Annotated in this window: 18 protein-coding genes; 9 read left to right on the forward strand and 9 right to left on the reverse strand. The window is 69.9% G+C overall.

Annotation, left to right across the window (positions count from 1 at the left end):
- The first annotated feature begins 124 nt into the window (after positions 1-124).
- Positions 125-2,977, forward strand: coding sequence for an ATP-binding protein (locus tag O3438_RS25340; protein WP_269682225.1), 2,853 nt, complete (start codon positions 125-127; stop codon positions 2,975-2,977).
- A 149-nt stretch (positions 2,978-3,126) separates the two neighbouring features.
- Here the strand turns inward: O3438_RS25340 and O3438_RS25345 are convergent, their stop codons facing one another.
- Together O3438_RS25345 and O3438_RS25350 are read right to left on the reverse strand one after the other, a co-directional pair.
- Positions 3,127-3,663, reverse strand: coding sequence for a phospholipase (locus O3438_RS25345; RefSeq protein ID WP_269682226.1), 537 nt, complete (start codon positions 3,661-3,663; stop codon positions 3,127-3,129).
- A gap of 179 nt (positions 3,664-3,842) precedes the next feature.
- Complete coding sequence (locus O3438_RS25350; RefSeq protein ID WP_269682227.1) at positions 3,843-5,501, reverse strand: glycoside hydrolase family 10 protein; 1,659 nt, start codon at positions 5,499-5,501, stop codon at positions 3,843-3,845.
- 201 nt (positions 5,502-5,702) lie between these two features.
- Between O3438_RS25350 and O3438_RS25355 the strand changes: the two genes are divergently transcribed.
- The gene (locus O3438_RS25355) at positions 5,703-7,202 is read left to right on the forward strand and encodes an amino acid permease (protein WP_269682228.1); all 1,500 of its coding nucleotides are present in this window, start codon (positions 5,703-5,705) and stop codon (positions 7,200-7,202) included.
- A 120-nt stretch (positions 7,203-7,322) separates the two neighbouring features.
- Positions 7,323-8,330 carry a LacI family DNA-binding transcriptional regulator gene (locus tag O3438_RS25360; RefSeq protein WP_269682229.1) on the forward strand — a complete coding sequence of 336 codons (1,008 nt, stop codon included), beginning with the start codon at positions 7,323-7,325 and terminating at the stop codon, positions 8,328-8,330.
- Between the two features lie 162 nt (positions 8,331-8,492).
- Here the strand turns inward: O3438_RS25360 and O3438_RS25365 are convergent, their stop codons facing one another.
- The 3 genes from O3438_RS25365 to O3438_RS25375 all read right to left on the reverse strand — a co-directional run bounded on the left by O3438_RS25365 (position 8,493) and on the right by O3438_RS25375 (position 11,728).
- The gene (locus O3438_RS25365; protein ID WP_269682230.1) at positions 8,493-9,218 is read right to left on the reverse strand and encodes a methyltransferase domain-containing protein; all 726 of its coding nucleotides are present in this window, start codon (positions 9,216-9,218) and stop codon (positions 8,493-8,495) included.
- Positions 9,219-9,743: 525 nt separating this feature from the next.
- The gene (locus O3438_RS25370; RefSeq protein ID WP_124822832.1) at positions 9,744-10,052 is read right to left on the reverse strand and encodes a hypothetical protein; all 309 of its coding nucleotides are present in this window, start codon (positions 10,050-10,052) and stop codon (positions 9,744-9,746) included.
- 38 nt (positions 10,053-10,090) lie between these two features.
- Entirely contained in the window at positions 10,091-11,728 is a 1,638-nt protein-coding gene (locus O3438_RS25375; RefSeq protein ID WP_269682231.1) for an ABC-F family ATP-binding cassette domain-containing protein, read from the reverse strand.
- Between the two features lie 62 nt (positions 11,729-11,790).
- Here O3438_RS25375 and O3438_RS25380 point away from each other — a divergent pair, with 62 nt between their 5' ends.
- The 5 genes from O3438_RS25380 (at position 11,791) to O3438_RS25400 (ending at position 14,874) form a co-directional block, all read left to right on the forward strand.
- On the forward strand, positions 11,791-12,561 hold the full coding sequence (locus O3438_RS25380; RefSeq protein WP_088987486.1) for an ROK family protein: 771 nt from the start codon (positions 11,791-11,793) through the stop codon (positions 12,559-12,561).
- Between the two features lie 90 nt (positions 12,562-12,651).
- Positions 12,652-13,020 carry a tetratricopeptide repeat protein gene (locus O3438_RS25385; RefSeq protein ID WP_088987487.1) on the forward strand — a complete coding sequence of 123 codons (369 nt, stop codon included), beginning with the start codon at positions 12,652-12,654 and terminating at the stop codon, positions 13,018-13,020.
- Positions 13,021-13,182: 162 nt separating this feature from the next.
- Positions 13,183-13,437, forward strand: coding sequence for a Smr/MutS family protein (locus O3438_RS25390; protein ID WP_088987488.1), 255 nt, complete (start codon positions 13,183-13,185; stop codon positions 13,435-13,437).
- Positions 13,438-13,887: 450 nt separating this feature from the next.
- Positions 13,888-14,391, forward strand: coding sequence for a Panacea domain-containing protein (locus O3438_RS25395; protein ID WP_269682232.1), 504 nt, complete (start codon positions 13,888-13,890; stop codon positions 14,389-14,391).
- A 6-nt stretch (positions 14,392-14,397) separates the two neighbouring features.
- On the forward strand, positions 14,398-14,874 hold the full coding sequence (locus O3438_RS25400; protein WP_269682233.1) for a hypothetical protein: 477 nt from the start codon (positions 14,398-14,400) through the stop codon (positions 14,872-14,874).
- A 30-nt stretch (positions 14,875-14,904) separates the two neighbouring features.
- Here the strand turns inward: O3438_RS25400 and O3438_RS25405 are convergent, their stop codons facing one another.
- The 3 genes from O3438_RS25405 to O3438_RS25415 all read right to left on the reverse strand — a co-directional run bounded on the left by O3438_RS25405 (position 14,905) and on the right by O3438_RS25415 (position 17,182).
- Complete coding sequence (locus O3438_RS25405; RefSeq protein WP_269682234.1) at positions 14,905-15,606, reverse strand: hypothetical protein; 702 nt, start codon at positions 15,604-15,606, stop codon at positions 14,905-14,907.
- 389 nt (positions 15,607-15,995) lie between these two features.
- Complete coding sequence (locus O3438_RS25410) at positions 15,996-16,910, reverse strand: IS3 family transposase (RefSeq protein ID WP_332367468.1); 915 nt, start codon at positions 16,908-16,910, stop codon at positions 15,996-15,998.
- Positions 16,883-17,182, reverse strand: a complete 300-nt coding sequence (locus O3438_RS25415; protein WP_269678633.1) for a transposase — start codon at positions 17,180-17,182, stop codon at positions 16,883-16,885. The genes O3438_RS25410 and O3438_RS25415 overlap by 28 nt, the downstream gene beginning before the upstream one ends.
- 305 nt (positions 17,183-17,487) lie before the next feature.
- Here O3438_RS25415 and O3438_RS25420 point away from each other — a divergent pair, with 305 nt between their 5' ends.
- A complete protein-coding gene (locus O3438_RS25420) occupies positions 17,488-18,054 on the forward strand; it encodes an NUDIX hydrolase (protein WP_269682235.1) in 567 nt (188 codons plus the stop codon).
- Here O3438_RS25420 and O3438_RS25425 read toward each other — a convergent pair whose 3' ends face one another.
- The gene (locus O3438_RS25425; protein ID WP_269682236.1) at positions 18,055-19,464 is read right to left on the reverse strand and encodes a helix-turn-helix domain-containing protein; all 1,410 of its coding nucleotides are present in this window, start codon (positions 19,462-19,464) and stop codon (positions 18,055-18,057) included.
- Positions 19,465-19,569: the final 105 nt, after the last annotated feature.

Below are 19,569 nucleotides of genomic sequence, written 5' to 3' on the forward strand. Positions count from 1 at the left end.
CTGTCCTTGCCGTGAGCAGGGCCGAGTGGCACTTTGAGGCGGCACCTGCCCGGCCGTTCTCACGATGTGTGATCGCTCGGACTCAGGCAGCATGAATCCGACGTCACGGGCGGAGGTTCCACGCATGTCGCCACGGATCCAGCTCCCGAGCGGTTGGGTGACCTTCGTGTTCACCGATATCGAGGGCTCGACCCGGTTGGCCCAGCTGCTCGGCCCGGACTACCGTCCGGTGCTCGCCGAGCACCGGCGGCTGCTGCGCCGGACGCTGGCCAGCACGGGTGGCGCGGAGCTGCTGACCGAGGGCGACTCGTTCTTCTTGGCCTTCGAGGACGCGACCGCGGCGATGACCGCGTGCCTGACCGCCCAGCGGGCACTGTCCAGCCACGACTGGCCCACCCCCGAAGCCGCGCCCCGGGTGCGGATGGGTCTGCACACCGGCTATGCCGAGCCGCGCGACGGTGAGTACGCCAGCCCCGAGGTGCACCGGGCAGCCCGGGTGGCCGCCGCCGCGCACGGCGGGCAGGTGCTCTGCTCGGCGTCCACGGCACGTCGGGCCGAGCCGTTGCCGCCGGGTGCGGCCCTGCTCGACCTGGGGCTGCACCGCCTACGCGGCTTCGACGACCGGGAACGACTGTTCCAGTTGGTCGCGCCGGGCCTGGAGCGGCAGTTCCCCCGCCCCCGTACCGCCGACACCGTGGCGCACAACCTGCCGACCCAGGTGACCTCGTTCGTCGGCCGGCAGACCGAGCGCATCGAGCTGGGCATCCTGGTACGGCAGCACCGCCTGGTCACCGTGCTGGGCGCGGGCGGGGCGGGCAAGACCCGGCTCGCTGTCGAGTTGGCCAGCGGAGTTGTCGAGGCGTACCCCGATGGGGTCTGGTTCGTCGACATCGCCGCGGTGACCGACCCGGGGCTGGTGGCGTTCGCGATCGCCGCGGTGCTCGGCCTGCGACCCGAGCCGGGTCGCCCGATGGTGGACACCCTGGTCGAGTACGCGGCCAACCGCCGCATGCTGGTCGTGCTGGACACCTGCGACACCCAACCGGCCGCCTGCGCGGACGTGATCGCGCGGTTGCTGTCCGGTGGGGGTGGTGTGCGGGTGCTGGCCACCAGTCGGGAGTCGTTCAGCCTGCCGGGTGAGGTGGTGTGGCGGATCCCGCCGCTCGCCGTCGACCCGCCGACGGAGGGCGCGGAGAGCGACGCGGTGGCGCTGCTGCTGGACCGGACGGCGGCGGCGCGCGGCGGTCGGCAGCCGGACCCGGCCGAGTCCGCCGACCTGCGCCGGGTGGTGCAGCGGCTGGACGGGTTGCCGCTCGCCATCGAGTTGGCCGCCGCCCGACTGCGGGTGCTCTCCGTCGGCCAGCTCGCCGAGCGGCTCGACGACGTGCTCGGCACATTGGACGCCGGGCGGGACGACCCGGAGCCGCCGCCGGTCGAGCGGGGTTGGTCCGGAAACCAGCAGGACACGGTGGACCTGGTCGCCGCGGCTGCCGGGGTGTCGCCGCCCACTCCGGCGAGCAGGGCGGTGCAGCGTTCCGCCACCGAGCGGCACCTGACCATGCAGGCCACCGTCACCTGGTCGTACCGGACGCTGGGGCCTCGGGCCGCCCGCCTGCTGCGGTGGCTGGCGGTCTTCGCCGGGCCGGTGGACCTGGCGACTGTGGAGTGGTTGCTGGGGGACGACCCGTTGGACCCGCTCTCGGTGCTGGTGGACAAGTCGATGGTCCTGGCCGAGCCGCGCGCGTCCGGCAGCTCCTACCGCATGCTCGACCCCATCCGGGCGTACGCGGCGCGACGGCTGGCCGAGGCAGGCGAGGAGCAGGCCGCCCGGAACCGGCACGTGGCGTGGTCGGCGCACGCGTTGGACCGGGCACACCTGGGTCAGGACGGTCGACCGGTCACGCTGTCGTTGTACGCACTGGACCCGCTGGCCGGGGAGTTGCGTGCCGCGCTGCGGTGGTGTGCCACCGGTGGCAGCGCCCGTGCCGGTCTCGGGTTGGCCGGTGGCCTGGACCAGTGGTGGCTCGAGCGGGGCCTGGCCCGGGAGGGGCGGCTGTGGCTGTTCCGGTTGTACGGGCGGATCGCCGAGACGGGGGAACGGATCCCCGAGTCGGAGCTGGCAGCGGCCTACCACATGCACTCGTTGCACGCCGGTGCCGACGGCGAGTTCGCCGAGGAGCTGCGCTACTCGCAGCGGGCGGAGGCGGCCGCCCGGCAGGCCGGTGACGCGGGGTTGCTGGCGCGGGTGCTTGCCGGCAGGGCAGCGCCGCTGGTGGACATGGGACAGTTCGTCGAGGCCGAGCGGGTGTGCCGGGAGGTCATCGACTGGGCGCACGGGCAGGACGTGGTCGGCGAGGCGTTGTTCGCCGTGTTCAGCCTGGCCGAGCTGCTGTGGCGGCGGGGTGCGCTGGAGGAGGCGGCGGAACTGCTGGCCGCGGTCCGCCCGGTGGAGGCGACCCGGCCGGTGGAGCGGGGACGGCGATCGGTGGACATGCTGCTCGGCATGGTCGCGCTGGCCCGCGGCGATGTCGTCGCCGCACACGAGCATCTGCTGGTGGCGTTGCGTTCCCGGATGGGCCACGGCTATCACGGCCGCGCGTGCGACACGTTGAACGCGATCGCGGTGCGCTGTGCGATCGGCGGGGAGCGGCTGACCGCCGCCCGCCTGTTCGGGGCGGCGCAGGCCACCCGGGCGAGTATGCGGGCGACCCCGGGCATCTACGGCGGCTACTGGGCGGAACAGCAGGCGGAGCTGCGTACGGTGCTGGGTGACACGGCGTTCGACGACGCGTACGGCGAGGGTGCCGAGTTGGGGTTGGACGAGGCGGCGGCGCTGGCACTCGACGTGGAACATCCGGATCTGGCAGCGGATTCGACCCGCTTCAGCACGGGCCTGTCCCAGCCGACCCCACGCCTCCCCGCCGACACCGACACCGACCCCGACCGCCACCCGGCGTCTCGCACCGAACGCGCCTGACCCCACCAGCTCCCTGGCCAGCGCGAGACTGCGCCGCGGTGCCATCGTGATCAAGAGGTTTGCGTCATCCGGAGCCCGGATTCTGACGCAAACCTCTTGATCACCGCGGCGAGGGGTGGGGGTTGGGGGTGGGGTGGGGGGTTGGGGGGTTAGGCGCGGGAGGCGGCGGCTTCGGCTTGGGCCTTCATTCGGGCGGCGCGGTCGATGTCGGCCTGCTGGACGGCAGCTACCGAGCCGAAGATGCTGACCGCCTGGTAGTAGGTCCAGGCCAGGCTGTAGCAGGCCGGACGGACGACGGTGTTGTACGTGGTGCAGACGCGCTTGAGATCCTCGTAGAAGGCGCTGTCCAGGCGGGACTTGTTGGCCGGGAACTGGCCTACCGCCTTGTAGTTGCGGTAGCCGAAGTCGTGCCGGTAGCAGCCCAGGTTGAAGGTGAACCCGAGCGGGTTGTCCGGGCTGGACGAGCAGTAGTCGGTGGACCAGTTGAAGTTGTACTCGGCCCAGGGGGCCCGGTTGACCCGGGCGTTGTTCCAGGAGTTGTAGCTGGACGCGCTGGTCTGCGTCCAACTGGACAGCACCGACAGCTTCTCGGCGGGGGTGACGGCGGCGGCGGGGGAGGCGGCGACGAGGGTGGCGAGCAGCGCGAGAGCGCCCGAGGCGAACAGTGTGGCGAGACGTCGGGGCACGGGTTACCTCCGCGGGGTGGGCGGGTGGGACGGAAGTTACCGGCGGGTCACCGGATGTCGATCAGTGTCGATCAACTGATCAACTAGGTGGTATGCGCGTCGCCAACTATTGGTGACATACGTCGAAACAGACGAATGCCCCGGACGTCGGGACGTCCGGGGCATTCGGGAAAGGCGCGTCAGCGCAGGCTGAACGCCGGTGGGCTGGCAGAGCTCTCGTTGGCCGACCGGTCCAGCGCGGTCACCTGGTAGGTGTAGCGCCGGCCGGGCACGGCGGTGGTGTCCACCCAGGACTGGGCCGCACCGGGGGTGGCCCGCACGGTGTCGACCAGGTGCGCCGCGTCCGCGGTGCCGCACCGGTCGGGCAACGTGGTGCCGTCGAACCGGTAGATCGCGTACGAGGTGGCGGTGCCGAGGGGGCCGACCCCGTCAGCCGGCTGACGCCAGGTCAGCCGGACTCCGTCGGCCTGCCGGGTGGTCTTGGTGACCACCGGGAAGAGCAACGGCTTGGCCGGCAGGTGTGGCATCGCCGGTACGAGTGCCGGGCGGGAGTAGTGCTCGGCGGCGTAGATGTCGGTCGCGCCGAGCCGGTTGGCCCGCACCTGAACGGCCGAGAAGTGCACGTTGCCCTGCACCTCCGGGTGCGACCTGTTGAGCGTCAGGTGGTCGGACAGCTCACGCGGGTTCTGCCAGTACGACCCGTACGCCGGATCGCCGCTCTTGTAGTCGGCCTGGCCGATGTAGAGCTGCACACGGGTGCCGCGCACCGTCTCGGCCCACCACGGCACCAGCCGGGCGTAGTCGGCGGCCGGGTACTGGCCGATGTACCAGTAGAGCTGCGGCACGACGTAGTCGATCCACTCCTGCTTGATCCACGTGCGGGTGTCGGCGGAGATGATGTCGTAGGACTGGCTGCCGGTGGTGTCCGAGCCGAGCGGGTCGACGGCCTTGTTGCGCCAGATGCCGAACGGGCTGACCCCGAACTTCACCCACGGCTTCGCCGCCTTGATCTTGCCGTTCATCTCCTGGATCAGCAGGTTGATGTTGTCCCGCCGCCAGTCCGCCCGGTCGGTGAAGCCCCTGTTGTACGCGGCGAAGGTGGCGTCGTCGGGCACCTGGTAGGCGCCGCTGGGGTACGGGTAGAAGTAGTCGTCGAAGTGCACGCCGTCGACGTCGTACCGGCGGACCGCGTCCATCATCGCGGTCTGCACGAACTCGCGTACCTCGGGAATGCCGGGGTTGTAGTAGAGCCGGCTGCCGGCGACGCCGGCCGGCGGGTAGGCGAAGGTCCAGTCCGGGTGCTGCCGGGCCGGATGGCCGGGGGCGAGCTGGCTGAGGTCCGCGCCGGCGCCGCCGGGTGCCGGCATGGAGACGCGGTACGGGTTGAACCAGGCGTGGAATTCCAGGTTGCGCTTGTGCGACTCGTCGACCAGGAAGGCCAGCGGGTCCCAGCCCGGGTCCTGCCCACGGGTGCCGGTGAGGTACTCCGACCAGGGCTCGTACGGCGAGGGCCAGAGCGCGTCGGCGGTGGGCCGGACCTGCACCACGACCGCGTTGTGGTGCAGTCGCTCGGCGAGGTCGAGCAGTGCGCGGTATTCGGTCTGCTGGGCGGTGATCCGGTCGGGGCTGGTCTGGGACGCCTTGCTGGGCCAGTCGATGTTGACCACCGACGAGATCCACATCGCGCGGAACTGCCGCTTCGGCGTGGCCGGGTCGGTGGTGCAGGTGGTGGTGTCGGTGCTGGTGGTACGAGGGTTCGCGTGCGCGGGGGTGGCGGCGACGAGGGTGCCGAGCAGGGCGGTGACGAGCCCGGCGGCTCCGAAACGAGTTGCTTTCATGCGGTGTGTCCCTTCGTTGGGGCTCCCGTGTGATCAACGCGGCGGTTCGGCAAGATTCGCCGATGGCTATCTACCGCTGGTAGGAAATTTTCACAATCGGGTGAGAACCGCAAGGGTTCGTGGTTGACCATTCCCGCCGCTGGGTAGCAACGCCGGTCACCGGCCGCCACCAGGTGGTCGCACGGTGGGAGGGGTGACCGCGTGTCCGTGCTGCGCACAAAACCGATCAAGGACGTGATAGCCCAGAGTGAGGCGGACGGCTCCGAAGGCGGGCTCGGGCTGAAGAGGCGGCTCGGGGCGCTCGACCTCACCGGCTTCGGCATCGGCATCGTGATCGGCACCGGGATCTTCACGCTCACCGGCATCGAGGCCCGGGACAGCGCCGGGCCGGGCGTGGTGATCTCCTTCGCCATCGCCGGCGTGGTGGCCCTGCTCGCCGCGCTCTGCTACGCCGAGCTGGCCTCCAGCGTGCCGACCGCGGGCAGCGCCTACACCTACGCGTACGCCACGATGGGCGAGATCGTCGCCTGGATCATCGGCTGGGACCTGCTGCTGGAGTTCGCGCTCGGTGCCGCCGTGGTCGCCCGAGGCTGGTCCGGCTATCTCGCCGAACTGCTCGACCTGCCGACCCGCTGGTTCGGCGAGGAAGGCAGCACAGTCAACCTCGGCGCCATCGCCATTGTGCTGATCCTCGGCGTCGTCGCGATCGTCGGCATCCGCGAGTCCGCCCGGATCACCAACCTGCTGGTGCTGGTCAAGGTGGCCATCTGCGTCTTCGTGGTGGTGGCCGGTCTGTTCTTCGTCAGGGCCGCCAACCTCACCCCGTTCATCCCGCCGGCCGAGCCCGCCGGCAGCGGCGACGACGGCATCAAGCAGCCGGTCACCCAGGCCCTCTTCGGGCTGGAACCGTCGGTCTTCGGCTTCGTCGGAGTGCTCAGCGCCGCCGCTGTGGTCTTCTTCGCGTACACCGGCTTCGAGGCCGTGGCCAACCTGGGCGAGGAGACGCGCAAGCCCAAGCGGGACCTCACCCTGGGTCTGCTCGGCACGCTGCTGATCTCCACAGTGCTGTACATCGGCGTCTCGCTGGTCGTGGTGGGCATGGTGCCGTACACCGAGATCGACCGTGGCGCCCCGATCGCGTCGGCCTTCGAATCGGTCGGCGCGGGCTGGGCCGCCGTGCTGGTCTCCATCGCCGCTGTCGCCGGCCTGACCAGCGTCATCCTGGTCGATCTGGTGGCCATGGGCCGGATCGGCTTCGCCATCGCCCGGGACGGCCTGATCCCGCCCTCGATCGCGAAGGTGCACCCGCGCTGGGGCACCCCGTACCGGATCTCGGCGATCATGACGGTGGCGGTCGCGCTGCTGGCCGGGTTCCTGCCGCTGTCCGCTCTGGCCGACCTGGTCAGCATCGGCGCGCTCTGCGCGTTCGTGCTGGTGTCGGTAGCGGTGCCGATCCTGCGCCGCAAGCGCCCCGACCTGGAGCGGCCGTTCCGGGTGCCGTTCTCCCCGGTGCTGCCGATCGTCTCCGCGCTGGCCTGCTTCTACCTGATGCTGAACCTGTCGGTGGAGACCTGGCTGCGGTTCCTTGCCTGGATGCTGCTCGGCGCGCTCATCTACTTCGGCTACGGCTACCGCCGCAACCGGCTGGCCCGCCACGAGCCGGCCGTCGCCGCCCCGCAGCCGCGCGAACCGAGCGCCTAACATCAGCCACACCGAAAGGCCCCCGCCTCGGCGGGGGCCTTTTCGCGCATCGTTCACGGGCACCGTGGCGACGGCACCGGCGCGGTACGGTGCGCTGGGTCACATCGGGGAGGTTGCGACGTGCGGCACAGGCTCAAGGACGTGGCCGAGCGCGCCGGGGTGTCGGTCAAGACCGTCTCCAACGTCGTCAACGGCTACGTGCACGTCCGGCCGGACACCAGGGCCCGCGTCGAAGAGGCGCTCGCCGAGCTCAACTACCGGCCCAACCTCTCCGCCCGGCACCTGCGTAAGGGCCGCACCGGCGTGATCGCGTTGGCCGTTCCGGAACTGGACATCCCGTACTTCGCCGAGCTGGCCCGCCACGTGGTCACCGCCGCCGCCGCGTACTGCTGGACGGTGCTGATCGACCAGACCGGCGGCCGGCGTGAGCAGGAACGGGTGGTCGCCTCCGGCATCACCGACCACCTGATCGACGGGCTCATCGTCAGCCCGCTGGCGCTCACCGCGGAGGACCTGGCCGGCCTGGACGGCACGCCGATGGTGCTGCTCGGCGAGCGGGTCGCGCACGGCCCGGCCGATCGCGTGGTGATCGACAACGTGTCCGCGGCGCGGGAGGTCACCGATCACCTGATCAAGCTCGGCCACCGCCGGATCGCGGCCATCGGCTCCCAGCGCACCGACGAGGGCGCCAGCGCCCGACTGCGCCTGGCCGGCTACGCCGACGCGCTGCGCGCCGCCGGGCTCGACCACGACGAGGCCCTGGTGGCGCCCGCGCCGGCCTGGCACCGCGCCGACGGCGCGGCCGCGATGCGCGGCCTGCTCACCTCCGGGGTACGCCCCGACGCCGTCTTCTGTTTCAACGACACGCTGGCCCTCGGCGCCCTGCGCGCTCTGCACGAGGCCGGCCTGCGGGTGCCCGAGGACGTGGCGGTGGTCGGCTTCGACGACATCGAGGACGGCAGGTTCTCCATCCCCACCCTGAGCACCGTCGCGCCGGACAAGGAACGGATCGCCCACCTGGCTGTCGAACTCCTGGCCAACCGCCTGGACGGCGACCCTGCCGCCCCCGCGAAGGCGCTCTCCGCTCCCTACCGCCTGGAGCTGCGCGAGTCCACGAGGACTTGCTAGGGCCTGTGTCGAAGCCCCTGGCCGGCCTGCGGCGGGCCCGGACGACGACCGGCCGCGTTGGATGGTCGCCCGGATACAACACCGGTATCCGAACGACCATCCGCCTTGCCGGACCGCCGCCCGGACTCCGCCTCGGCTCGATCGAGGACTTCGACACAGGCCCTAGTCGAAGAAGCGGGCCAGGTGCGGCTTGGATGCCAGGTCGGCGTCCGGGGGGAGTGGGGTCAGGTCGGCGAAGATCGAGGCGCCGTCGCAGCCCGCGTGCAGCGGGTACCACCGCGGGGTGCCCGGCGGCCGGCCCTGGCAGATCCCCTTGAACGTCTGCACGTCCATCAACCGGACGTGGGTCGGGTCGGCGACCGCGTTCACGTGCCCCCACCAGGGGCTCATCACGTGCAGGACGCCACCCGGACGCAACACCCGGTGGCACTCGTCCACCAGCGGCAGGAAGTCGATCAGGTGCTCCAGGATGTGCACCGCGAAGAGGACGTCCACCGAGTTGTCCGCCAGCGGCAGGGAGCCGGACAGGTCCGCGACCGCGTTCACCCCCGGCGCGGGGTAGATGTCCAGTCCCAGGTTGCTCGACCACTGCTTGGTCGGCCCGCAACCGAGGTCCACCACCACCGGTGCCCGTCCGTCGATGCCGACCCGGCACCAGACGCCGTAGACGCCGGCCAGTTGCCCCACCAGGTCGCGTACCAGCCGTAACTCGGCGGGTTCGGCGACGTCCCCGCTGAGGTGGGCCACCCCCCGGTCGAACCGCACCTCCACCGCCAGGTCCCGCAGCCGGTCGTCGTGCCGGACCTGGTCCGCCCACGCCTGGGCGAGAAAGTCGTCGATCGCCCGCAGCCGGTCGGCCGAGGGCGGAGTCTGTGCCAAAGCGACCATTCGGGCCACCTCCCGCCGCGCGATACCCGCAATAGCGCCCGGTATGCCCCGCGGACCGGCTCGGGCAGCGGATCGGCGCGCTCGTCAGCGGACAGCCGCAGCCTGGCCCCCGGCCGGAAAGCCGCGACCTGCCTGGGTCGAGCCCTGGTCCGGCCTGGCCCGTGACCGCATTGGCGGAGCGGTAGCTCGGCTGTCCGGCGGGCATTACTCCGGTGAGCGATATACCTGTGAGTCATAAATATGACTCACAGGTATATCGCTCACTGGGAACACCGGGCCCAGTCAGCGCCACCCGGTCAGACCGCCCGCGGAAGGTCTGGGCCTCGCAAAATGGCCACGCTGAGCGGCCGGGTCCGAGCGACTACGGGCCGGGCGGCGACGGAGTGATCACGCGCCGCGCGGCCACGCCCCGAGCGGCCAAGCCGGACCGGTCACGCGGCGGGCAGCCGGGCCAGAGCGGCCATACGGCGGGGCGCCTACGTGGTGGGCGGGCCATGCCCCGAGCGGCCACTTCGGGCGGCCGGGTCAGCCGGAGAGGGTGCGGCGGCCCCCGCGCATCCGCTGACGGGGCGGCGGGTCGGCCGGCTTCGGCCGCTTGAGGTGATAGCGGTGCAACTCGTGGTTCCCGGGCAGGGACGGGTCCTCGCTCATCGCGACCAGTTCCCAGCCCTGGTCGCCGGCCCGGTTCAGGTGGGCCAGCGAGGTGTCGCCGTAGGGCGTCACGTCGACCATCGAGCCGTCCGGGCCGTACCAGACGAACACGACCTCCCAGCCGAGGTCGTTGGTCGCCGCCTGGCGGCGGCGGACCAGCAGGGCGTACTCCCACTTGAGCATGGCGTCATTCTCACCCCGCAGCGGCCCGCGGGCCCGGATCAATCCTCGGCGATCCGCCCGCCGTCGACCCGCAGGCGCCGGTTGGTCTCGATGGCGGCCAGCATCCGCCGGTCGTGGGTGACCAGCAGCAGCGTTCCGGGGTAGGTGGCCAGCGCCGATTCGAGCTGTTCGATGGCGGGCAGGTCCAGGTGGTTGGTGGGCTCGTCGAGCACCAGCAGGTTGACCCCACGGCCCTGGAGCAGGGCCAACGCCGCCCGGGTCCGCTCACCGGGGGAGAGGGTGGCCGCCGGGCGGGGCACGTGCGCCGCACGCAGCCCGAACTTCGCCAGCAGGGTCCGCGCGTCGGCGGGCGACATGTGGGGTACGGCGGCGTGGAACGCGTCGATCAGCGGCGCGTCACCGAGGAACAACCCGCGGGCCTGGTCCACCTCACCGACCACGACGCCGGGCCCGAGCGAGGCGGTTCCGGCGTCCAGCGGCAGCCGGCCGAGCAGCGCGGCCAGCAGTGTCGACTTGCCCGAGCCGTTCGCCCCGGTGACCGCCACCCGGTCCGCCCAGTCGATCTGGAGGTCGACCGGGCCGAGGGTGAACGACCCTCGACGTACCACTGCGCCGCGCAGCGTGGCCACGACGGCGCCGGCGCGGGGCGCGGCGGCGATCTCCATTCGCAGCTCCCACTCCTTGCGGGGCTCCTCGACCACGTCGAGCCGTTCGATGAGCCGCTCGGTCTGCTTGACCTTGCCGGCCTGCTTCTCGCTCGCCTCGCTCCGGAACTTCCGACCGATCTTGTCGTTGTCGGTGGCCTTGCGGCGGGCGTTCTTCACGCCCTTCTCCATCCAGCCACGCTGGGTGCGGGCCCGCGCCTCCAGACCGGCCTTCGTGTCGGCGTACTCCTCGAAGTCCGCGCGGGCGTGCCGGCGCGCCACCTCGCGCTCCTCCAGGTAGGCCGCGTAGCCACCGCCGTAGTGGTTGACCTGCTGCTGCGGCAGGTCCAGCTCCAACACCCGGGTCACCGTGCGGGTCAGGAACTCCCGGTCGTGGCTGACCAGCACCGTGCCGGCACGCAGCCCGGTGACGAACTCCTCCAGCCGCTCCAACCCGGCCAGGTCCAGGTCGTTGGTCGGCTCGTCGAGCAGGAACACGTCGTACCGGCTGAGCAGCAGCGACGCCAGCCCCGCCCGGGCCGCCTGACCGCCCGACAACCCGGTCATGGCGTGGTCCAGGTCCACCGCCAGACCCAGGTCGGCGCTCACCTGCTCGGCGCGCTCGTCCAGATCCGCGCCGCCGAGGGCGAGCCAGCGCTCCAACGCGTCGCCGTACGCGTCGTCGGCGCCCGCCGTCCCGGCGGTCAACGCCTCGGTCGCCGCGTCCAACGCCGCCTGCGCGGCGGTCACCCCGGTCCGCCGGGCCAGGAAGTCACGCACCGTCTCACCCGGTCGCCGTTCCGGCTCCTGCGGCAGGTGCCCGACCGTCGCGGTGGGCGGACTGAGCCGGACACTGCCGGCCTCGACCGGCAACAACCCGGCGAGGGTACGCAGCAACGTCGACTTGCCGGCCCCGTTCGGCCCGACCAGGCCGATCACGTCGCCGGGGGCGACAACCAGGTCCAACCCGGCGAAGAGTGAGCGGTCGCCGTGCCCGGCGGCCAGGTCCTTGACGATCATCGTGGCGCTCATCAGGACGGCAGCCTATCCGGCTGCCGGCATACGAGCCGACGGCAGCGGGCAGACTCAACGACGTGGTGACCACACTGGCGATCGACTGCGGCGGCGGAGGCATCAAGGCCTCCGTGCTGGACGAGGCGGGCACGATGCGGGCCCGACCGTTGCGGGTGCCCACCCCGTACCCGTTGCCGCCTGCGCTTTTCGTCTCGACCCTGCTGGATCTGGGCGGACGCCTGCCGACGGCGGACCGGCTGACCGTCGGCGTACCCGGGATGATCCGGCACGGGGTGGTCGTCGCCACGCCGCACTACGTGACCCGCAGCGGCCCGCGCAGCCGCGTCGACCCGGACCTGCTCGCCGAGTGGTCCGGCTGGGACGCCCGGGGCGCCCTCGCGGACGCGTTCGGGGTGCCGGCGCTGGTGCTCAACGACGCCGAGGTGCACGGTGCCGGGGTGGTCGCCGGCACCGGCTGCGAGCTGGTGTTGACCCTGGGGACCGGGCTGGGCAGCGCGCTCTTCGACGGCGGGGTGCTCGCTCCGCACCTGGAGCTGTCGCACGCGCCGGTGCGGTGGGGCACCACCTACGACACGTACGTGGGTGAGCCGGAACGCCGACGGCTCGGCGACGCCTTCTGGTCCCGCCGGATCCGGCAGGTGGTCGACGGGCTGCGCCCGGTGTTCCGGTGGGACCGGCTCTACCTGGGCGGGGGCAACTCCCGACTGATCCGGCCCGAGCAGCTCGCCCGGATGGGCGACGACGTGGTGGTGGTGCCGAATACCGCCGGAATCGTCGGTGGTGTCCGTGCTTGGGAGCTTTCCGCCGGACGTCGGGACGCCCGCACCTGACCCCTATTCGACTCCCGGGAACAGTCGCCAAACGTCCGGTGTTGTGCCAGCGTCGGAACAGGTGACGGTGCGACCGAGGGGGTGGGGCAGATGGATCTTCTGGCGGACTACCGGCGGGCGACCATGTTCTTCGAAACCGGTGACCCGAGCGGAGCGGCCCGACTGCTGGAGCCGATCGTCGACGCCGAACCCGGCAACGCGGCAGTTCGGCAGCTACTGGCCCGGGCGTACTTCCAGTCGGCCCAGCTCAACCGGGCCGAGGAGCACCTGCGGGAGCTGATCGACCGGGACCCCAGCGACCACTACGCGCACCACGTGCTCGGACGGACGCTGGAGCGGCTGAACCGGCACAACGACGCGCTGCGGCACCTGCGGATCGCCGCCGCCATGTACGCGACCAACGACGACTACCGGACCGCGCTGGAGCGGGTGGAGACCCGAGTGGGCGGCACACGCTGAGCGTGGACCGGTGACGTGGCAGGGGCGGTCCTCCGGGGCCGCCCCTTCGTCGTCCGGCTGCTGCCCTGGGCGTTCGGTGGGCGGCCCCGGTCGTTTGGTGGGCGTGCCGTCCGGCGTGCCTAGGATGGCGGACATGGGACCTGACCGGCCGGGGGCTGCGGCATGAAGCTCAAGCTGGACCTGCACGACATCTTCAACAAGGGCCAGGACATCGACCGCGCGCTACGCGGGATCATGGACGAGGCGGTGGCGAAGAAGGCCACCCTCGTCGAGATCATCCCCGGTAAGGGGTCCGGTCAGCTCAAGAAGCGCGTGCTGCGGTTCCTCGACCAGAAGGACGTCAAGCAGCTCTACCACCGGGTGGAGAAGGACTCGAAGAACTTCGGCCGTCTCTTCGTCCACTTCCGCTGGAAGTAGGCCAGCGGTCACCTGATACGTCGAAGGGTTTTCCGATCTAGGCTCTGAACTGCGAAACACCCGTCGCGGTCTTTCAATGTCTTCCAATGTTGCGCGAGGTCCAGGTCGGGGAACTCGGCCTGGACCTCGCGCAGCCACTTCTACGTAGCGGCGCGGCGGGCGGGCTCGGTCGCGGCGGACCAACCTGGAGTCTTGTCCCCCCAGGTGTGGGCGCCGATTCGGCCTGCGGTTGCTCGTTCCATGGACACTTGTATGTGCCGGCCTGTCTCAGCGGTTCGAGCGCAAGAGAGCCGATCCTTCGCTCAGCGCACTCGTGATGAACCGCTCCCAACTGGCAAAACGGACCCGTAACGGTCAGGCGAAGGTACCGTTGAGCACAGGAGTGACGTAGGCAGCAGTTACCCTTGGCCCCCCAGAGCGGGACCCCCTCCCCGCCAAGGAGTGATCAACATGGCTAACGCGCACGACGTGGCCGCGTACATCCTGTCCCGCCGCGGACAGACGTCGGCCATGAAGCTGCAGAAACTCGTCTACTACTCCCAGGCCTGGCACCTTGTTTGGGCCGACAGCCCTCTGTTTCCGGAGAGGATCGAGGCTTGGGCGAATGGCCCGGTCATTCGCGAACTCTACGACGCTCATCGCGGAAAGTTCGCTGTCGATCAGTGGCCGCTGGGTGACCCCGACAATCTCAACGCAGCCGAGCGGGGCACCATCGACGCGGTGCTGGACAACTACGGCCACCTCGACGCCCGGCAGTTGAGTCACCTGACCCACGGCGAGGATCCGTGGATCAACGCCCGCCACGGCCTCCCCCCCACGGCACGCTCTGACGCGGAAATCACGACAGAGGTGATGGCCGAGTACTACTCAACGATCGACACCGCGGAAGATGCCGTGCCGGTAGACGAGCTGCCCTGGGGAGACTGGGCCAGCGACTCGGCGGCGTACCGCTAACCCGCCGTGTCGCCGAAGAGACCGAAGGTCAAGGCAGGGACGCTTACCAAGGCGGCCGGGGAGCGCCAGCCAAAGGCGATCCTCCGGCCGCCCGGTAACGACCGACGACTGGTCGTCTCTTTCCAGCATGTCGACAGGGCCTTTGACGGTGCGTGGAGTTGGCCAGCGGCAGGCACCCACGATGCTTGGGAAGTCCTGGACTTCCTGTGCGAGATTTCTCGCCTGACCTGGGGCGAGATCCTGTCGCAGGAGACGGGCCCAAGCCACAAGCGTCACAAGAAGCACCACAGCTACTCCACGGAAACTGTGGGCTCCACCGCGCAAGCCCGCCTAGCGGATCTGAGGCTCAATGAGGTGACCGACGAACTCTTCCGGTTCCGGATCTCTGGTCCGAAGCGGCTTTGGGGGTTCCGGGTCGAGGATGTGTTCCATGTGTTGTGGTGGGACCCCGACCACATGGTGTGCCCCTCGGATAAGACGTGACGGCGAACCGATCTTGCTGAGCCAGCCGGGTCAGTCCCACTCGGCGAGAGATCCCAGGGTGCTTAGCGCCTCCTCGAGGAACGGGTAGGGCACAGTCGTCCGTTCCGCACCGCCGTCACTTGTCCGCCGCCACGCCTGGTTGGTGTGATCGATAAAGCAGACGGTGACGGGCGCTCTACCCATGATGGGTGACCACGGGCCGGGGACACGAAGTCCGGCCTGGTAGCGCTGCCTGAAGTCGTGCTTGTCGCCCGGACCGAGCCCTTCGTGTTGGGGCAGAATCAAGTGCCTACCGTCCTTCGGCAGAGTCACGATGACGGCGAGGTTCCGGATCGGGTTCGACCCGTAGTTGTGGACGGTGAGCACCACTTCGCTGATGTGCGCATTACTGTCGCCCCCGAACGTGCCGAACCGGGCAGGCGTGGCTACCACTGCTCGAGGCGCATTCAGAGCGGCCTCCTCCCGTTCCTCGACGAGCTGCCGTTCGGCGTTCTCAGACCGTCGCCGCTCGTGCAAGAAGAGAGCCGCGGCGGCACCTGCCGCCGCCAAGCCGGCGACCACGCCGAGGATGCTCCCCCATGCCTGCATCCAGTCGGTGACCTTCGGCTGCTCCTCAGCGGCCGGCGCACGGTAGATAGCTGCAATGAACCACATCGATCCGCCCGCCAGGAGTGCGCTGGCGGTGAACCAGATGGCCAGACGGCGGGAGATCCAGTCTAGGAGCTTCGTCACCCTGCCATCATGACCGCGGCCAGCCACGGTCCAGAAGCGGCGGGCCCGAAGGTAGCGTGCCGTTATGGATGCCGAAGACGAACAGCTCCTAGCCGCCTGCAACCAGCTCGCCAACCTCACGCGAGAGGTCATCAACGACACCGCGACCGGCACCAGTGGTGACATGTGGACGATTGTCTACGGCCAATTGGAGGTGGTCGCGGAGAGTCCCGACGACCTCATCCGGGTTTTCCAAGAGCAGTACAACGTCCTCAACAAGGCCGCTGGGACGATGATTCTTGTGCTGGCACAGCTCTACGCGGAGAGGGCGGGCATCACTGACACGGAGGCCGTCGACCAGGCGCAGGCCGCGTTCGAATGTCAATCCCCTGGAATCGTGGAGGGCTCCGTTATGCGGCCTGGGCCTCCAGGGCGCGGGTCTCTGATCGCTCGTAGTCGATGGGTGAGCGCCAGTCGCAGACGGAGTGCCGGCGGCGCCGGTTGTAGAAGTCGGTGATCCAGGTGGCGATCTTCAGGCGGGCCTCGGTACGGGTGCGGAAGTGACGGCGGTGCACGTACTCGACCTTGATGGTGGAGAAGGTGGCCTCGGCGACGGCGTTGTCGAAGCACGACCCGACCCGGCCCATCGACTGGCGTACCCTCCACCGGTTGCAGGCTCGGGCGAAGTCGGCCGAGCAGTATTCGCTGCCCCTGTCGCTGTGGAAGATCACCCCTTCGGCGTTGCCGCCGCGGGTGACGGCGGCCATGTTCAGCGCGGCGACGACCAGCCCGGCGTCGTGGTGGGCGCCCATGGCGTAGCCGAGGATGCGACGGGAGTACAGGTCGATGACGGTGGCCAGGTAGAGCTTGCCCTCGTCGGTGCGGATCTCGGTCATGTCGCCGCACCAGGCGACATCCGGTGCCGGTGCGGTGAACACCCGCTTGACCAGGTCCGGTGCGGCCGGACGCTTACCTTGGCGGGTCAGGCCGCGCCGGCGGCGCTTGACCCGGGCGGTTAAGCCCAGCTCGGCCATGAGCTGCGCGATCGTGTTGTCCGATACCTGCCAGCCGGACTCGCGCAGCTCGATGCCGATACGCGGGCTGCCGTAGGTGCCGCCCGAGTCGTCGAACACCTTCTGGACCGCGGCTGCCAGCCGGGCACGCCGATCATCGCGGGGCGTTGGCGGCCGGTCACGCCACTTGTAGAACCACGACTCGGACACCCCCAACGCCCGGCAGGCGATCGCGTGCGGCACGGAATGCTCGGTCCTCTGGGAAGCGATGAACCCGGCCACGCTCACCGGCCCGTCGCCTCCTTGACCCACAGGACCACGGATCGCTTGAGGACATCACGCTCCATCGCCAGCTCGGCGTTCTCCCGCCGCAACCGCGCCAGCTCCGCCCGCTCGTCCTCAGCCAACTGCCCGGCAGCGGCCTCACCGCGCGCCTCGCGGTCCCTCTTCACCCAGTTCGCCAGGGTCCCACTGTTAATCCCCAGGTCACGAGCGACCTGCGCGATCGACTTACCCGTCTCCCGCACGATGCGCACCGCGCCCGCCCGGAACTCCGGATCGAACTGGCGTCTCGTCTCAGCCATGAACCTCTATCCCTCAAGCTCTGGCCTCCACGCTACGAGGGGAAGGGCAGAGGGCTGATCTGGTCGGGCGACTTCCCACTGCCAACTGAAGTGGTGACGGTGGGTGGGCCTCCCTCGCGTCATCGACCCTTGGGTTTAGGTAGATCGCTCCGAAGTAAGACTCGATCTAGCTTCGGGAGGGGCGTGGCAACTGCGCCTGCCGCCGCCGAGGTTCCGACTCCCGAGGAGGCTCGGCATCGGATGGAGCGGCATTTTCGTCATGAGGCGCAGCGATGATGTCCCGCCAATGGTCGGATACTGGGCGGGTGACGGAGGAGCAGGTTACCGAGTCGACGCGGTGGACGATTCACGGTGAGCGGGTAGTGGACGGCAGCCGACGGGCGCGGTTGAGCATTGCCGACGTGGAGCTGCCGGATGGGGTCCGTTTCGAGCAGTACGTGATCCGTGCGCCCCGGTCAGCCATGGTTGCTGTGCTTGACGAGCAGGAGCGCCTGCTGCTGATGCGGCGGCACCGGTTCGTGTTCGACCGGTGGGTGTGGGAGCTGCCTGGGGGCTACGTCGATGACGGCGAGCAGCCGGCGGCATGCGCGGTCCGGGAGGTTGAGGAGGAGACCGGATGGCGTCCGGGTTCGGTGGAGCCGATGCTGTCGTTCCAGCCGTGGGTGGCGACGGCGGATGCGGAGAATCTGTTGTTTCTCGCACGCGATGCGACCCATATCGGTTCGCCATCTGACGTCAACGAGGCCGAGCGGGTGGCCTGGGTGCCGTTGGCGGAAGCGCGCGACCTCGTGTTCCGGGGTGAGATCGTGGGGTCCGGCACGGTGATCGCGGTGTTGGAGCTGGTCGCGCGCAAGGCCCGGGGTGACCTGTAATCAGCGGCGTTGACCGAGGGTCGCGTCGACGCGGTTGATGAAGTGTCGGACGGCTGGCCGGCGGCGGTGTGCTGTGAGTTCGGTCTGTAGGTCGCGTAGGTACCGGACGGCTCGGGCTGACCGCAGTTGAGAGGTCAGCGTGAGCGCTTCGGCCCCGATGGCGCTGGCGCGATCGGGCTCGCCGTGATGGGCATGGATGGATGCGAGGAGAGTGAGGTTGAAGGCCTTTCCCCGGACGTAGCGTTCGTCCATCTGCAGCGACCGGACGGTGAAGCGTTCGGCCTGCTGGTGGCGACCGAGGGCGCGGAAGCAGTGGCCGAATTTCGCCGACAGGTACGCCTCGTCGAAGTAGCCGAGCCATTGCGGGTCGCTGCTGCGGTCGGCGCGGTCGAGCAGTTGTTCTGCCTGGTGCAGTGCGGTGGTGCAGGCACGTTCGTCGCGCCCGGCGGCGTGAGCATGAGCTTCCATGACCAGCGCTTCGGCGGTCAGCACCGCCAGGCCGGCGCGTTGTGCCGTCTGTCGGGCGGCGCGGGCGAGATCGATGCCGCTGGCGTTGTGGCCGAGGTAGGTGGCTTGGTGGCTCATGGCGGCGAGGATTTCGGTGCCGAGTCCAGCATCGGCGGCAGCTCGGGCGAGGTCGAGAGCGTGGGTGAGGTAGCGCTGGGCGAGGCCGTGTTCGGCCATGTCGTATGCCTGCCAGCCCGCGAGCTGAGTCAACTCGGCGACGGCGGCGAGTAGCTTGCGGCCGGTCGCCGGATCGTAGCGTCCCTCGGTCAGCAGGGGCGTGACCTCGTGGTTGAGGTAGCGGGCGAGGGTTTCGCGGGCGTGGCCGCCGCCGTGCTGGTTGTCGAGTCGCCGGTAGGTGGAGGTCATTTCGCGGATGGTGTCGATGTCGGGTTGACCGACCGGTCGGTGACCTCTCTGTCCGACGGGTTGTGTGGTGGGGGCGGTGAACCAGCGCAGCGCGGGCAGGGTGTAGCCAGCGGAGCTGAACACTGTCTGACGGAGCATGTCTCGGCGGTTCACGTCGCCTTCCCACAGCTGTGTGGTGGCGCGGACGGTCTCGCGCCAGGACTGGTCGTTTGGCACATCACCACGCGTGCTGGCGGGGGAGAGGTGATGTGGTTGGCGGCAGGGTGCAAGGCCGAGCGACATACGAATCTCGGCGGGCATCCCACAGCCGTCGGCGATCCGCTCCAGCACGTCGATGGAGGTCACCTTCCGCCCGGCGATCACCCGGCTGACGTAGCCCTGTTCCAGGCCAACCACGGCCCCGATGCGTGTCTGGCTCGCCCCCGTGTGCCGGGCAAGCAGCCGGAACAGAGTGCCGATGTCGCGGACGCGCACTGCGGTCCTGACGTCCTCCCGTGCCCAGAAGTCGTCCGGAATCCGAAAGTGGTCGAGTGGCACAACCGCTCCCACCGTTGTCGAGCGACTACGCATCGTGCTCAACCTGGAGCTTAAGTCTGGTACTCGTGTAGGTCGAGCCCGCTCATGTCACCGTGATATGGCTGG

Origin of the sequence: Micromonospora sp. WMMC250 (assembly GCF_027460215.1) — a bacterium.
Taxonomy (GTDB): Bacteria; Actinomycetota; Actinomycetes; order Mycobacteriales; family Micromonosporaceae; genus Micromonospora; species Micromonospora taraxaci.